General features: G+C 72.7%; 14 protein-coding genes and 1 tRNA gene. 7 read left to right on the top strand and 8 right to left on the bottom strand.

What is annotated here, in order from left to right:
• Positions 1-30: 30 nt before the first annotated feature.
• The 4 genes from rsrA to AB0F11_RS12505 form a co-directional block, all read right to left on the bottom strand.
• Positions 31-333 (bottom strand): mycothiol system anti-sigma-R factor, encoded by a 303-nt coding sequence (rsrA, locus tag AB0F11_RS12520; RefSeq protein WP_179172862.1) that lies wholly within the window; start codon positions 331-333, stop codon positions 31-33.
• Entirely contained in the window at positions 330-974 is a 645-nt protein-coding gene (locus tag AB0F11_RS12515; RefSeq protein ID WP_361914643.1) for a sigma-70 family RNA polymerase sigma factor, read from the bottom strand. The genes rsrA and AB0F11_RS12515 overlap by 4 nt, the downstream gene beginning before the upstream one ends.
• Before the next feature lie 298 nt (positions 975-1,272).
• On the bottom strand, positions 1,273-1,923 hold the full coding sequence (locus AB0F11_RS12510; protein WP_362171401.1) for an alpha/beta family hydrolase: 651 nt from the start codon (positions 1,921-1,923) through the stop codon (positions 1,273-1,275).
• Between the two features lie 19 nt (positions 1,924-1,942).
• Positions 1,943-2,761, bottom strand: coding sequence for an SOS response-associated peptidase (locus AB0F11_RS12505; protein WP_362171398.1), 819 nt, complete (start codon positions 2,759-2,761; stop codon positions 1,943-1,945).
• Between the two features lie 53 nt (positions 2,762-2,814).
• Between AB0F11_RS12505 and AB0F11_RS12500 the strand changes: the two genes are divergently transcribed.
• The 4 genes from AB0F11_RS12500 to AB0F11_RS12485 all read left to right on the top strand — a co-directional run bounded on the left by AB0F11_RS12500 (position 2,815) and on the right by AB0F11_RS12485 (position 6,377).
• The gene (locus tag AB0F11_RS12500; protein WP_362171395.1) at positions 2,815-3,528 is read left to right on the top strand and encodes a M50 family metallopeptidase; all 714 of its coding nucleotides are present in this window, start codon (positions 2,815-2,817) and stop codon (positions 3,526-3,528) included.
• Between the two features lie 64 nt (positions 3,529-3,592).
• Positions 3,593-4,930 carry a 3-phosphoshikimate 1-carboxyvinyltransferase gene (gene aroA, locus AB0F11_RS12495; protein WP_362171392.1) on the top strand — a complete coding sequence of 446 codons (1,338 nt, stop codon included), beginning with the start codon at positions 3,593-3,595 and terminating at the stop codon, positions 4,928-4,930.
• 9 nt (positions 4,931-4,939) lie between these two features.
• Complete coding sequence (rsgA, locus tag AB0F11_RS12490; protein WP_362171389.1) at positions 4,940-5,950, top strand: ribosome small subunit-dependent GTPase A; 1,011 nt, start codon at positions 4,940-4,942, stop codon at positions 5,948-5,950.
• Between the two features lie 103 nt (positions 5,951-6,053).
• Positions 6,054-6,377, top strand: coding sequence for a multidrug efflux SMR transporter (locus AB0F11_RS12485; RefSeq protein WP_361914558.1), 324 nt, complete (start codon positions 6,054-6,056; stop codon positions 6,375-6,377).
• Here the strand turns inward: AB0F11_RS12485 and AB0F11_RS12480 are convergent.
• Entirely contained in the window at positions 6,343-6,915 is a 573-nt protein-coding gene (locus AB0F11_RS12480) for a TetR/AcrR family transcriptional regulator (protein ID WP_362171386.1), read from the bottom strand. The genes AB0F11_RS12485 and AB0F11_RS12480 overlap by 35 nt on opposite strands.
• A gap of 124 nt (positions 6,916-7,039) precedes the next feature.
• Between AB0F11_RS12480 and hisN the strand changes: the two genes are divergently transcribed.
• Together hisN and AB0F11_RS12470 are read left to right on the top strand one after the other, a co-directional pair.
• On the top strand, positions 7,040-7,843 hold the full coding sequence (gene hisN, locus AB0F11_RS12475) for a histidinol-phosphatase (RefSeq protein ID WP_362171383.1): 804 nt from the start codon (positions 7,040-7,042) through the stop codon (positions 7,841-7,843).
• Between the two features lie 206 nt (positions 7,844-8,049).
• Positions 8,050-8,445 carry a CBS domain-containing protein gene (locus AB0F11_RS12470; protein WP_362171380.1) on the top strand — a complete coding sequence of 132 codons (396 nt, stop codon included), beginning with the start codon at positions 8,050-8,052 and terminating at the stop codon, positions 8,443-8,445.
• A 56-nt stretch (positions 8,446-8,501) separates the two neighbouring features.
• Here the strand turns inward: AB0F11_RS12470 and AB0F11_RS12465 are convergent, their stop codons facing one another.
• On the bottom strand, positions 8,502-9,953 hold the full coding sequence (locus AB0F11_RS12465; protein ID WP_362171377.1) for a catalase: 1,452 nt from the start codon (positions 9,951-9,953) through the stop codon (positions 8,502-8,504).
• A 156-nt stretch (positions 9,954-10,109) separates the two neighbouring features.
• Here AB0F11_RS12465 and AB0F11_RS12460 point away from each other — a divergent pair, with 156 nt between their 5' ends.
• Positions 10,110-10,526 (top strand): Fur family transcriptional regulator, encoded by a 417-nt coding sequence (locus AB0F11_RS12460; protein ID WP_362171374.1) that lies wholly within the window; start codon positions 10,110-10,112, stop codon positions 10,524-10,526.
• A gap of 137 nt (positions 10,527-10,663) precedes the next feature.
• Here AB0F11_RS12460 and AB0F11_RS12455 read toward each other — a convergent pair.
• Positions 10,664-10,737 (bottom strand) — tRNA-Met (locus AB0F11_RS12455).
• A gap of 71 nt (positions 10,738-10,808) precedes the next feature.
• Positions 10,809-12,665 (bottom strand): tetratricopeptide repeat protein, encoded by a 1,857-nt coding sequence (locus AB0F11_RS12450; protein WP_362171371.1) that lies wholly within the window; start codon positions 12,663-12,665, stop codon positions 10,809-10,811.
• Between the last annotated feature and the right edge of the window lie 156 nt (positions 12,666-12,821).

Below are 12,821 nucleotides of genomic sequence, written 5' to 3'. Positions count from 1 at the left end.
TTCCGGGGGCGGTTGTTCGAGCGGCCGGGATCAGCCCGCTGCGGGGTCCGCGGTGACGTCGTGGTCGGGCACGGCCTGCCCGGAGCGGATCAGCTCGATCCGCCCCATCACCTTGGAGCGGAGATCGCTCGGCACGTCGTCCGAGCCGCAGCAACGCTTCACCAGCTTCTTCACGGCCTGCTCCAGGCCGTACTTCTCCAGACAGGGGTTGCACTCGCCGAAGTGCGTCTCGAACTTCGTGCAGTCGCTGTCCGGCATCTCGTGGTCCAGGAACTCGTAGAGGTGGTCAAGTACCTCCGAGCACTCCGTCTCGTGCGGCTCTCCGCAGCTCATGAGCCCGAGCCTTTCAGGTCGTTCGACTCTCCCGCGCCGGCGGGGACCAGCCCGCGCTCACGGGCATAGTCCTCCAGCATTCCGCGGAGTTGACGGCGGCCACGGTGCAGTCGCGACATGACCGTACCGATGGGTGTACCCATGATGTCCGCGATCTCCTTGTACGCAAACCCTTCTACGTCGGCAAGATAGACCGCGATGCGGAACTCCTCCGGAATGGCCTGGAGCGCTTCCTTCACGTCCGAATCGGGCAGGTGGTCGAGCGCCTGCGACTCGGCGGAGCGCAGCCCCGTCGACATGTGGGATTCGGCGCGCGCCAGCTGCCAGTCCTCGATCTCCTCCGCGGCGCTGCGCTGCGGCTCGCGCTGCTTCTTGCGGTAGGAGTTGATGAACGTGTTGGTCAGAATGCGGTACAGCCACGCCTTGAGGTTGGTGCCCTCGCGGAACTGGTGGAAGGACGCGTACGCCTTGGCATACGTCTCCTGGACCAGGTCCTCGGCGTCGGCCGGATTGCGCGTCATGCGCAGCGCGGCCGAGTACATCTGGTCGAGGTAGCCGAGGGCGTCCCGCTCGAAGCGCGCGTTGCGCTCCGCGGACGTCTCCTCCGCGTGGCCTTCGTCGGTCCCAGCGACAGGACCCACCTCCTCCGACTGCGTGACGGCTCCGAAAGCGGACCCGCTCGAATCGGAGAATAGTCGACCATCCCGGCCCTCCGCCGCCCGGAGCGTGCTGCGCCGCGGCCCGGGCAGGACCGTCCACTCCAGCCCCTCGGCCTGCGGACGGTTCTGGCTGATGACCTGGGTCATGCGCTTCCCACTCCTCCGACGAGATCCCTGCGTTCCGACATCCGGCACAACGCCGAGGGTGCGGCCCGGCATTCCCGGGCGGCGCCGCGTCGGTGCGCAGTCCGTCACATCGGGCGGGACGGAGGGGTCGGGGTCACGGGGACAGCCGATCCAGCCAGGCGGCGACCGCTTCCGTGATCACGGTGAGGGTCTGCTCCTGGGTCACCCCGGCCTTCTTCGGGACCGCGAAGCCGTGGTCGGCCTCCGGCACCTCGACGAGCTCGTACGGGGCCTGCGCGGTCGGCGGCGGGAACTCCGCGGGCCGGCCGAAGGGGTCGCGCCCGCCCTGGACGACGAGGGCGGGCCGCCCGGCCCCGGTCAGCTCCTCGGCCCGGGACTTCTCGGGCTTGCCCGGCGGGTGCAGCGGGAAGGACAGCGCGAGCACGGCGGCCGCGTCGAGCTCGGCGGCGGTCCGGCAGGCCACCCGGGCTCCGGCGCTGCGCCCGCCGGCCACGACCGGCAGGCCGGGCTCCGCCAGCGCGGGCCACAGCCCCCGCCAGCCGTCGTCCAGCACCTTGGGCGCGGCGGCCACCTTCTTGCCGGCGACCCGCCACGGCTGCTCGACCAGGGCGACCGTGATGCCGCGGGGCGGCAGGGCGGCGGCCAGCGCCTGCAGGTCGCGGGCCTCGATGCCGCCGCCCGCGCCGTGGCCGAGGGCGAGGACGTGCCGGGCGCCGCGGGCGGTGTGCCAGGTGATGCGGGCCGGGCCCGCGGGGGTGTCGAGGCTCTGGGTGCGCGTGGTCATGCCCCCCATCCTGCCGGGGCTAGAAGAGGGTGCCCTCTTCCGGCGCGGCCAGTTCCCGGAGCAGCTCCGGGCCGTTGTTGCGGACGTTGCTCACGGCGGTGGAGACCGGGAAGGCGCGCATCAGCCCGCCCGGCGGGGGCGCGAGCAGCTGCTGCAGGGAGCCCTCGGTGTCGGTGTTCGCCGGGTCCAGCCAGGCGTCCCAGCGGTCGGGGGTGAGCATGAGCGGCATCCGCGGGTGGATCTCGGACAGGGAGCGCGGCCCGTCGGCGGGGGCGACGGCGAGCGGTCCGGTCTCGGCTTCGGTGGTGATCACCGAGCAGGTCGCCCACCAGGCCTGCGGGTGCTCGTCCGGCAGGGTCCGGTCGCGCCAGAACTCGTATATGCCGGCCATGGCGAAGACGGAGCCGTCGGCGGGCAGGACGAAGTAGGGCTGCTTGCGCGCCCGCTTCTTCCTGCCCTCGACCTCCAGGCGCCGTTCGTCGTGGTCGGTGACCCACTCGTAGTAGCCGTCGGCGGGGATGATGCAGCGGCGCTGCGCGAAGGGGCGGCGGAAGGACGGCTTCTCGGCCAGGGTCTCGGACCGGGCGTTGATCATCCGGGCGGCGCCGTCGGGGTTCTGGGCCCAGGAGGGCACCAGGCCCCACCTCAGGACGCGCAGCTGGCGAACCGGACGCGGGCTCGCGGCGTCTTTGAGGGGGCGGTCCAGGACGACGTGGACCTGCTTGGTCGGCGCCACGTTGAAATCGGGGGCCAGGGACTCCTCGGGCTCCCACCGCTCGACGCCGAAGGCCTCGGCCAGGTCCTCGGGGCCGCGACTGGCTGCATACCGTCCGCACATGGCTGCCACACTGCCATGTCCCCCCGTCTCCACCGCAAGGAGTCCGCCACCCCATGGACAGCACCACCCCGGCCGGCCTGTGGGACCGGCTCACCGGCATACAGACCCCGCCCGCCCTGTGGCTGGTGATCGCGACCGGCCTGGCCGCGCTGGCCGCCGTCGCGCCGCACCCGGTGTGGCGGGTCTCCCGCAACGCGGTCACCATCGCCCACGAGGGCGGCCACGGCCTGCTGGCCCTGCTCACGGGCCGGCGCCTGCAGGGGATCCGGCTGCACTCGGACACCAGCGGGGTCACCCTCAGCCGCGGCAGGGCGACCGGCTTCGGGATGGTGCTGATGCTCGCCGCCGGCTACACGGCTCCGCCGCTGCTCGGGCTCGGCGGGGCCGCCCTGCTGTCGGCGCACCGGATCACGGTGCTGCTGTGGGCGGCGACCGCGCTGCTGCTGGCGCTGCTGGTGATGGTCCGCAACGCGTGGGGTCTGCTGACGGTGGTGCTGACCGGCGGCACCTTCGTGGCGGCGTCCTGGCTCGCCTCCGCCGAGGTCCAGGCGCTCTTCGCGTACGCGGTGGTGTGGTTCCTGCTGCTGGGCGGGGTCCGGCCGGTGTTCGAGCTGGGCGCGCAGCGCCGGCACGGCGGGGCTCCGGACTCGGACGCGGACCAGCTGGGGCGGCTGACCCACACCCACCCGGTGGTGTGGCTGCTGCTGTTCCACGTGGTCTCCCTGTGCTCGCTCATCGGCGGCGGGCGCTGGCTTCTCACCCTCTGAGACCGTGCCGCGGGCGCGGCTCGAACACGATGGGGGCTGCAACGGAGCCACTAAAGTGGTGGTCATGACCGAGACCCCCGCGCTCCCCGCCCTCTGGCCTGCCCCGCACGCCGACGGAACCGTCCACGCCACCGTCACCGTGCCCGGGTCGAAGTCGGTCACCAACCGCGCCCTCGTGCTCGCCGCGCTCGCCGCCGAGCCGGGCTGGGTGCGCCGCCCGCTGCGCTCGCGCGACTCCCAGCTGATGTCGGACGCGCTGCGCGCGATGGGCGTCGGCATCGAGGAGACCGCGTCCTCCAGCTCGCGCGGCGGCGCCGGCGGCGAGGCCTGGCGGATCATCCCCGCGGCCCTGCACGGCCCGGCCACCGTGGACGTCGGCAACGCGGGCACGGTCATGCGCTTCCTGCCCCCGGTCGCCACGCTCGCCTCCGGCGACATCCGCTTCGACGGCGACCCGCGCTCCTACGAGCGCCCGCTCGGCCAGGTCATCCAGGCCCTGCGCGGCCTGGGCGCCCGCATCGACGACGAGGGGCGGGGCGCGCTGCCCCTGACCGTCCAGGGCGGCGGGGCGCTGGAGGGCGGCTCGGTCGAGCTCGACGCGAGCAACTCCTCGCAGTTCGTCTCCGCGCTGCTGCTCTCGGCCCCGCGCTTCAACCAGGGCGTGGAGGTCCGCCACGTGGGCGCGACCCTGCCGTCGATGCCGCACATCCGGATGACGGTGGAGATGCTGCGGGCGGCGGGCGCCCAGGTCGACACCCCCGAGGCGGGCGGCGAGCCGAACGTGTGGCGGGTCGCGCCGAGCGCGCTGCTGGGCCGCGACATGGTGGTCGAGCCGGACCTGTCCAACGCCCAGCCGTTCATGGCTGCGGCCCTGATCACCGGCGGCACGGTCACCATTCCGGACTGGCCGAGCCGCACCACGCAGCCCGGCGACGAGCTGCGGCGGATCTTCACGGAGATGGGCGGCTCCTGCGAGTTGACGGACTCGGGGCTGGTTTTCACCGGCAGCGGCAAGATCCACGGCATCGACGTGGACCTGCGCGAGGTCGGCGAGCTGACCCCCGGCATCGCGGCCGTCGCGGCGCTGGCCGACTCCCCGTCCACCCTGCGCGGCGTGGCGCACCTGCGCCTGCACGAGACGGACCGGCTGGCGGCGCTGACCGCGGAGATCAACGGGCTCGGCGGCGACGTCACCGAGACCGAGGACGGCCTGCACATCCGGCCGCGCCCGCTGCACGGCGGTGTCTTCCACACGTACGACGACCACCGGATGGCCACCGCGGGCGCGGTGATCGGCCTGGCCGTGGAGGGCGTGCAGATCGAGAACGTCGCGACCACCGCGAAGACCCTGCCGGACTTCCCGAGGATGTGGACGGACATGCTCGCGGGCTCGGGAGCGTAGGGCAGCGTCATGCGCAGGTACGGCAAGCACACCGACGAGGACGACATCCGCTCCCGCCCCAACCCGAAGGGCAACCGGCCGCGGACCAGCAAGCGGCCCAAGCACGAGGACGCCGCCGAGGGGTTCGTCCTGACGGTCGACCGCGGTCGGCTGACCTGTCTGGTGGAGGACCGCACGGTCGTCGCCATGAAGGCCCGCGAGCTGGGCCGCAAGGCGGCCGTGGTCGGCGACCGGGTCTGGCTCGTCGGCGACCTGTCGGGCAAGAAGGACACCCTGGCCCGGATCGTGCGGATCGAGGAGCGCAAGTCGGTCCTGCGGCGCACCGCCGACGACGACGACCCGTACGAGCGGGTGGTCGTCGCCAACGCCGACCAGCTGGCGATCGTCACGGCGCTGGCCGACCCGGAGCCGCGGCCCCGGATGATCGACCGCTGTCTGGTGGCCGCGTACGACGCGGGGCTGGAGCCGCTGCTGGTGCTGACCAAGTCGGACCTGACCTCCCCGGACAAGATCCTGGAGATCTACGCGACGCTGGGCGTGAACTACGTGGTGACCAACCGCGAGGAGCTCGCCGCCGGGGACGCGGCGGAGCGGGTGCGCGAGCGGCTGAACGGCCGGATCACCGCGTTCGTCGGCCATTCGGGCGTCGGCAAGACCACGTTGGTGAACTCGCTGGTCGGCGAGGGCCGCCAGCGCGCCACCGGCCACGTCAACGCGGTGACGGGCCGCGGCCGGCACACCACGACCTCGGCGCTGGCGCTGCCGCTGCCCTCCGGGGACGGCTGGGTCATCGACACCCCGGGCGTGCGCTCGTTCGGCCTGCACCACGTAAACCCCTCCCGGGTGATCCTGGCCTTCCCGGACCTGGTCCCCGGTACGGAGGACTGTCCGCGCGCGTGCAGCCACGACGAGCCGGACTGTGCGCTCGACGCGTGGGTGGCGGACGGGCACGCGGATCCCGCCCGGCTGTTCTCGCTGCGGCGGCTGCTGGAGACGCGGGAGCGCCGCGAGGGGGACTGACCGTCCGGCACCGGTTCGAGCGGGTTTGCCGAGTGCACCGTCGGGCTAAATGCTTAATCGCACCGTGTGACGCGATGTCACCTGACGCGGGGAGGCATTCGCCATGGCGTGGCTGCTGGTCGTCGCCGCCGGACTGCTGGAGACCGGTTTCGCGGTCTGCCTCAAGCTGTCCCACGGGTTCACCCGCCTGTGGCCGACGATCGCCTTCGCCGCCTTCGCCCTCGGCAGCTTCGGCCTGCTGACCCTGGCCCTGAAGAAGCTGGACGTCGGGCCGGCGTACGCGGTGTGGACGGGCATCGGGGCCGCCGGCACGGCCATCTACGGCATGGTCTTCCTCGGCGACCTGGTCTCCACCCTCAAGCTCGTCTCGATCTCGCTGGTCATCCTGGGCGTCATCGGCCTCCAGCTGTCCGGCTCGGCTCACTGACCAGCCGCAGCAGTCCCATCAGTTCCCCGAGCCCCTGCTCCTCGGCCGGGGCTATCACGTACGACAGCGCCAGCCGCACGGCGAGCTCGCAGCGCTGCGCCCCTTCCGCCGCGGCGAACGCGGCCGCGGCCCGGTCGCGCACGGCCCGGGCCAGGTCCCCGGGCCCCGGCGCGGGCACGCCGGGCCGTGCCCCCCGGCCGGGCGGCACGGGCAGGTTCCCGTCCCAGCTGCCCGTCAGCAGGGCCCGTACGAGCGGACGGGCGCGGGCGGCGCGCACGGTCCACTCCGCGACCGAGGCGAGGCGCTCGCCGCTGCCGGCCGGGGACCGCAGGACCCGGTCCACGCCGTCGAGGTACCAGTCGGCCTCGCGGCGCACCAGAGCGCGGCCCAGCCCCGCCTTGCCGCCGAACTCGTTGTAGAGGGTCTGCCGGGACACCCCGGCGGCGGCCGCGACGTCGACCATCCGCACGGACGGCCAGGGGCGCGCCAAGAGCGCCACTCCCGCCGCCTCCAGCAAGGACTCCCGGGCTGCCGGCATCTGTGCCTCCCCGCTCGACTCCCCCGCCAGGATTTGACGGGCCGCCAGATCCTGTCAAGGGCGCCTGGGGGTCGCACTGTGGACGTCGTTCGCCCGCCCTGCACCGTCCCGATACTGTTCGGCCATGCCCGACTATGACGATGACCTGCGCCTTGCCCTCGAACTCGCCGACGCGGCGGACGCCGTCACCATGCAGCGCTTCCGCGCCCTGGACCTGAAGGTCGAGACGAAGCCGGACATGACCCCGGTGAGCGAGGCCGACCGGGCCGCCGAGGAGGCCGTGCGGGCGGGGATCGAGGCCGCGCGGCCGGCCGACGCCATCCTCGGCGAGGAGTACGGCCTGAAGGGCAGCGGCCCGCGCCGCTGGGTCGTGGACCCGATCGACGGCACGAAGAACTACGTGCGCGGCGTCCCGGTCTGGGCGACGCTCATCTCGCTGATGGAGGAGGGCGCGGACGGGGTCTTCCGGCCGGTGGTGGGCGTGGTCTCGGCTCCGGCGCTGGGTCGCCGCTGGTGGGCGGCGCAGGGCTCCGGCGCGTACGCCGGGGGTGCGCTGGGCGAGCCCGCGCGGATCGGCGTGTCGCAGGTGGGTTCGCTGGCGGACGCCTCGTTCGCGTACTCCTCGCTGAGCGGCTGGGAGGAGCAGGGCCGGCTGGAGGGCTTCCTGGACCTGACGCGGCAGTGCTGGCGCACGCGCGGCTACGGGGACTTCTGGCCGTACATGATGGTCGCGGAGGGCTCGCTCGACCTGTGCGCGGAGCCGGAGTTGAACCTGTGGGACATGGCGGCGATCGCGGCCGTGGTCCAGGAGGCGGGCGGCCGGTTCACCAGCCTGGACGGGGTGGACGGCGTCCACGGCGGGAACGCGGCGGCCTCGAACGGACTGCTGCACGACGAGATGCTCGGCTACCTGCGCCCCCGCGCCTGAAGCGGCCGCCGGTCCTGCGCCCGGACAACCGGGTGCGCCCTCTTGATGACCCTCCGTGGCCATGGGAATCTGAGAATCCTCCGCTTGTGCGCTTGTGAAGGCCTTCTCTAAGTCCCGGTCCTCCGGCCCTCCGGGCCTGCCGGGACGGCCTGCACGCGCCGCACCCCACCCGGGCGGAGGGACACTCCCAGGAGGTGGCTCTCTTCATGATCGTCCGTGACGCCATGAGCACCGTGATCCTCACCCTCGGCCCCGCACACACCCTCCGCCAGGCGGCCTGCCTGATGTCCGGCCGCCGGGTCGGCGCAGCCGTCGTCCTCGACCCCGACCACAGCGGCATCGGCATCCTGACCGAACGGGACATCCTCAACTCCATCGGCGCGGGACACGACCCCGACCGGGAGTCCGTGGGTGCGCACACCACCAACAACGTCGTGTTCTGCACCCCGCAGGCGACCCTTCAGGAGGCCGCCGAGGCCATGGCCCACGGCGGCTTCCGGCATCTGATCGTGCTGGAGCACGGCGGGCCCGTGGGCATCGTGTCCGTCCGCGACATCATCCGCTGCTGGGTGCCGGCCCGGCGCAGCACCGTGGCGGCATAGCCGCAAGGGCCGGACCCCCTCGGGGGTCCGGCCCTTCAGCTCTCGGCGAGCAGCGGTCAGCCGCGGAGGGCCTGGACCGCGACCTGGAGCCGCTTGCCGAAGTCGCCGTCCGCCCGGCGGAAGTTGTCGATGGCGCGCTCCGCGATGTCCTCACGGGAGACCTGGGCGATGAAGCCGGCCAGGTTCTCGACGAGGCGGCCCTTCTCGTCCTCGGACATCAGGCGGTAGAGGTTGCCCGCCTGGACGAAGTCGTCGTCCTCGGAGTGGACGGGGGCCGCGTGGTCGCCGGTGGCGCCGGAGACCGGGATCGGCTGCCACAGCGGGCGGTCGATCTGGTGCGGGCCGCCGAAGCTGTTCGGCTCGTAGTTCTTCGCGCCCTTGTGGCGGCCGTCGTAGAGGAAGCCGTCGCGGGAGTTGGTGCGCGCCTCGGTGGCGTGCGGGCGGTTCACCGGCAGGTGGTCGGCGTTGATGCCGACGCGGTAGCGGTGGGCGTCGCCGTAGGCGAAGAGGCGGCCCTGGAGCATCTTGTCCGGGGACGGGCCGATGCCCGGCACGAAGTGCGCGGGGCTGAAGATCGACTGCTCGACCTCGGCGAATATGTTCTCCGGGTTGCGGTTGAGCTCCAGCTTGCCGATCTCGATCGGCGGGTAGTCCTCGTGCGGCCACACCTTGGTGAGGTCGAACGGGTTGAAGCGGTAGGTCGCCGCGTCGGCCGCCGGCATGATCTGGACCTGGACGGTCCAGGTCGGGAACTCGCCGCGCTCGATGGCCTCGCGCAGGTCGCGCTGGTGGCTGTCGGGGTCCTCGCCGGCGAGCAGGTTGGCCTCGGCCTGGGTGAGGTTCTTGATGCCCTGGTCGGTCTTGAAGTGGTACTTGACCCAGAAGACCTCGCCCGCCTCGTTGTTCCACTGGAACGTGTGCGAGCCGTAGCCGTTCATGTGGCGGTACGAGGCGGGGATGCCGCGGTCGCCGAACAGCCAGGTCACCTGGTGGGTGGATTCGGGCGACAGGCTCCAGAAGTCCCAGACGTTGTCCGCCTCGGTCGAGCCGGTGTACGGGTCGCGCTTCTGGGTGTGGATGAAGTCGGGGAACTTGATGGCGTCCTTGATGAAGAACACCGGGGTGTTGTTGCCGACGAGGTCGTAGTTGCCCTCTTCGGTGTAGAACTTCAGCGCCCAGCCGCGGGGGTCGCGCACGGCGTCGGCGGCACCGAGGTTGCCCGCGACGGTGGAGAAGCGCAGGAACGTTTCGGTCTGCTTGCCGACCTCGGAGAGGAACGCGGCGCGGGTGTACTGCGTGACGTCCGCGGTCACCGTGAAGGTGCCGTAGGCGCCGGCGCCGCGGGCGTGCACGACGCGCTCCGGGATGCGCTCGCGGTTGAAGTGGGCGAGCTTCTCGAGCAGCAGCTGGTCCTGGACGAGGACGGGCCCTCCGACGCCGGCGGTCTCGCTGTTCTGGTTGTCGGCGACCGGAGCCCCGGCCTCCGTGGTGAGCGGTCCCTGCGTCACGTGCGCCTCCTGCGTCTTTGGTGCCATGCCGTGCATGTCCTGTCCTTGGCCTTTGCCGTACTCGATCCTACGATGGACTTTGTCTAAGTCAAGCAAGCATCCAAGTCCACACGTGATCGGGAGTTACACCCGGTCCCTCACTGTTAGGCTGGTGCCATGAGTGACCTGCTGGAACGACTTCGCGAACGCGGATGGCGCATGACCGCACAGCGGCGCGTGGTGGCGGAGGTGCTCGACGGTGAGCACGTGCACCTGACGGCGGACGAGGTCCACGCGCGCGCGGTGGACAAGCTGCCCGAGATCTCCCGGGCGACCGTCTACAACACCCTGGGCGAGCTCGTCTCCCTCGGTGAGGTCCTGGAGGTCTCCACGGACCGACGGGCCAAGCGGTACGACCCGAACGCCCACCGGCCCCACCAGCACCTGGTGTGCGCCCGGTGCGGCGCGATCCGCGACGTGCACCCGGCGGGCAACCCGCTGGCCGACCTGCCGGACGCCGAGCGCTTCGGCTTCGTGGTCTCGGCGGTCGAGGTGACCTACCGCGGCGTGTGCCCGGAGTGCGCGGGCGCGTAAGAGCGAACAACAAGGGCCGGATCCTGCGGATCCGGCCCTTGTCCGTGCACGGGACCCGGTCGGCCGGTCGCCATCGGTACCGGTACCGGGAAACGCCGAAGGCCCGGATCCAGGGGATCCGGGCCTTCGGTCTTCAGTAGCGGGGACAGGATTTGAACCTGCGACCTCTGGGTTATGAGCCCAGCGAGCTACCGAGCTGCTCCACCCCGCGTCGGTAAACCCAACCGTACGGGACGTCCCCCGGCAGATGCAAATCGGTTGAACGGTGTCCGATCGGTCCGGTCAGGCGGACTGCTCTTCGGCGAGGGCGTCGCGCAGCCGGGCGGCCCGCTCCGCGACCTCCGCGGGCCCCAGTTCCATGGCGCGCACGCACCACTTCTGCCCCTCGGCCAGGTCCCCGTGCCGGGCGGCGAGCAGCCCCAGGCGCAGGGCGGCCCGGCCGTGCCCGGCCACCGCGGCCCGCGTCCACCACAGGGCGGCCTCCGGCTCGTTGCCCTCGCGGGCCAGGAGCAGCCCGAGGTTGAACGCGCCGTTGCGGGAGCCGGCCTCGGCCGCCTCCCGGTACCAGCGCGCCGCCACGGCCATGTCGCCGCGGGCCGCGGCCAGCATCCCGACCCGGACCTGGGCGCGCCGGTGCCCGAGCTCCGCGGCGCGCTCGTACCACTCCTCGCTCTCCGTGCGCGCGGCGCCGCCGACCGGCTCGCCCAGCGCCGGCGGCTCCGGCGGCGGGGCCAGCGACTCCAGCAGCGCGGCCAGGCGGAACGCCGCCTCCGCGCTGCCGCCGCCCGCGGCGCACCGCAGGTGCCGCTCGGCCGCCCGCTCCTCGCCGTCGCGCACCAGGGCGATCCCGACCTGGAGGGCGGCGTCCGTGTGGCCGGCCGACGCGGCCCGCTCGTACCACTTCAGCGCGGCCCGGTCCTCGTCGCGGCTCGCGAAGAGGATCCCGAGGTTGAAGGCGGCGTCCACGCTGCCCGCCTCCGCAGCCTTGGAGAACCACGGCTCGGCCCCGGCCGCGTCCCCGGCCTGGAGCAGCATGATCGCGAGCGCGTTGGCCGCCTCGCGGTGGCCCGCGTAGGCGGCCCGCCGGTACCAGTGCTCGGCCTGCGCGGTCCGGTCCTGTGCGGCGCACAGCAAAGCAAGGTTGTACGCCCCGTTCTGGTCGCCCGCGTCCATGGCGGTCCGGTACCACTTCTCCGCGGTCTCGGTCTCGCCGCGGGCGGCGTGCAGGGCGCCGAGCGCGTTGGCCGCGTTGCCGTCGCCGTCCTGGGCGGCCCGCTTCCACCAGGAGATCGCGCTCTCCTCGTCGCCGGCGTCGCGCAGCAGGAAGCCCAGCGCGCACGCGGCGCGCGCCTCGCCCTGCTTGGCGGAGGTCAGGTACCAGCGCCCGGCCTCCTTGAGCTCGCCGCGCGCCTCCAGCAGCGCGCCGAGGTGGAGCGCGGCGCCGCGGTGGCCGCGGGCGGCGGCCTGGCGGTACCACTGCTCGGCCTCGGCGGGGTCACCCTTCCTCAGGTGGCGGGCCAGGCGGTACGCGGCCTCTCGGTGCCCCTGTTCGGCGGCCTGCCGCAGCCAGCGCTCCACGCCCTTGTCACCGCGGTGCTCCAGGAGGTCGGCCAGCCCGTACGCGCCCAGGGCGTGGCCGGATTCCGCCGCCTGGCGCAGCCAGTACTCGGCGGCGGGCTCGTCCCCGCGCTCGCGGAAGTGGCGGCCCAGGGCGTGCGCGGCCGGGGCGGATCCGGCCACGGCGGCGACCCGCCACCAGCCGGCGGCCTCGTCGGGGTAGCCGCGCTGGAGCAGCAGGACGCCGAGGTTGTTCGCGGCCGCGCGGTCCCCCTCCGCAGTGGCGCCGCGCAGGTACGGCTCGGCTGCGTCCAGGTCGCCGCGGCGCAGCAGCAGGGCTCCGAGCACGCTCATCGCGCCCGGGTCGCCCCGGTCGGCGGCGACCCGGTGGCGGGCCTCGAGCTCCGTGTCGCTCGAGGCATCGGCCTCGGCAAACAGCTCGTCCGCGAAACCCGCATCGGTCAGTGCGGTCTGCGCGTTAACGACCGGTGCCCCCTTGGTGACTGCTGCATCCGCTTCGGCTTCGGCCCTCACAAACCGCCCTGTCTCCAGCAGAGTTGACCTGTCCCCCATAAATCCCATCGTCGCATCACCTGCTACCCGCGTACACCTGGTATGTCGCAGCCTGTGAGGTCACTACAGCGTTTTGTCGACATGCCCACAGAGAGACAAGTCAAACACGCTCCCATGACAACTCACCCGCCCCAGCTACCCCGTGACCCGACGTGTCGATCGCAG

Origin of the sequence: Streptomyces sp. NPDC032472 (assembly GCF_040636955.1) — a bacterium.
Lineage (GTDB): Bacteria > Actinomycetota > Actinomycetes > Streptomycetales > Streptomycetaceae > Streptomyces.
The sequence above is the reverse complement of the archived record's forward strand: the minus strand, read 5'-3'. Positions and strand labels throughout refer to the sequence as shown.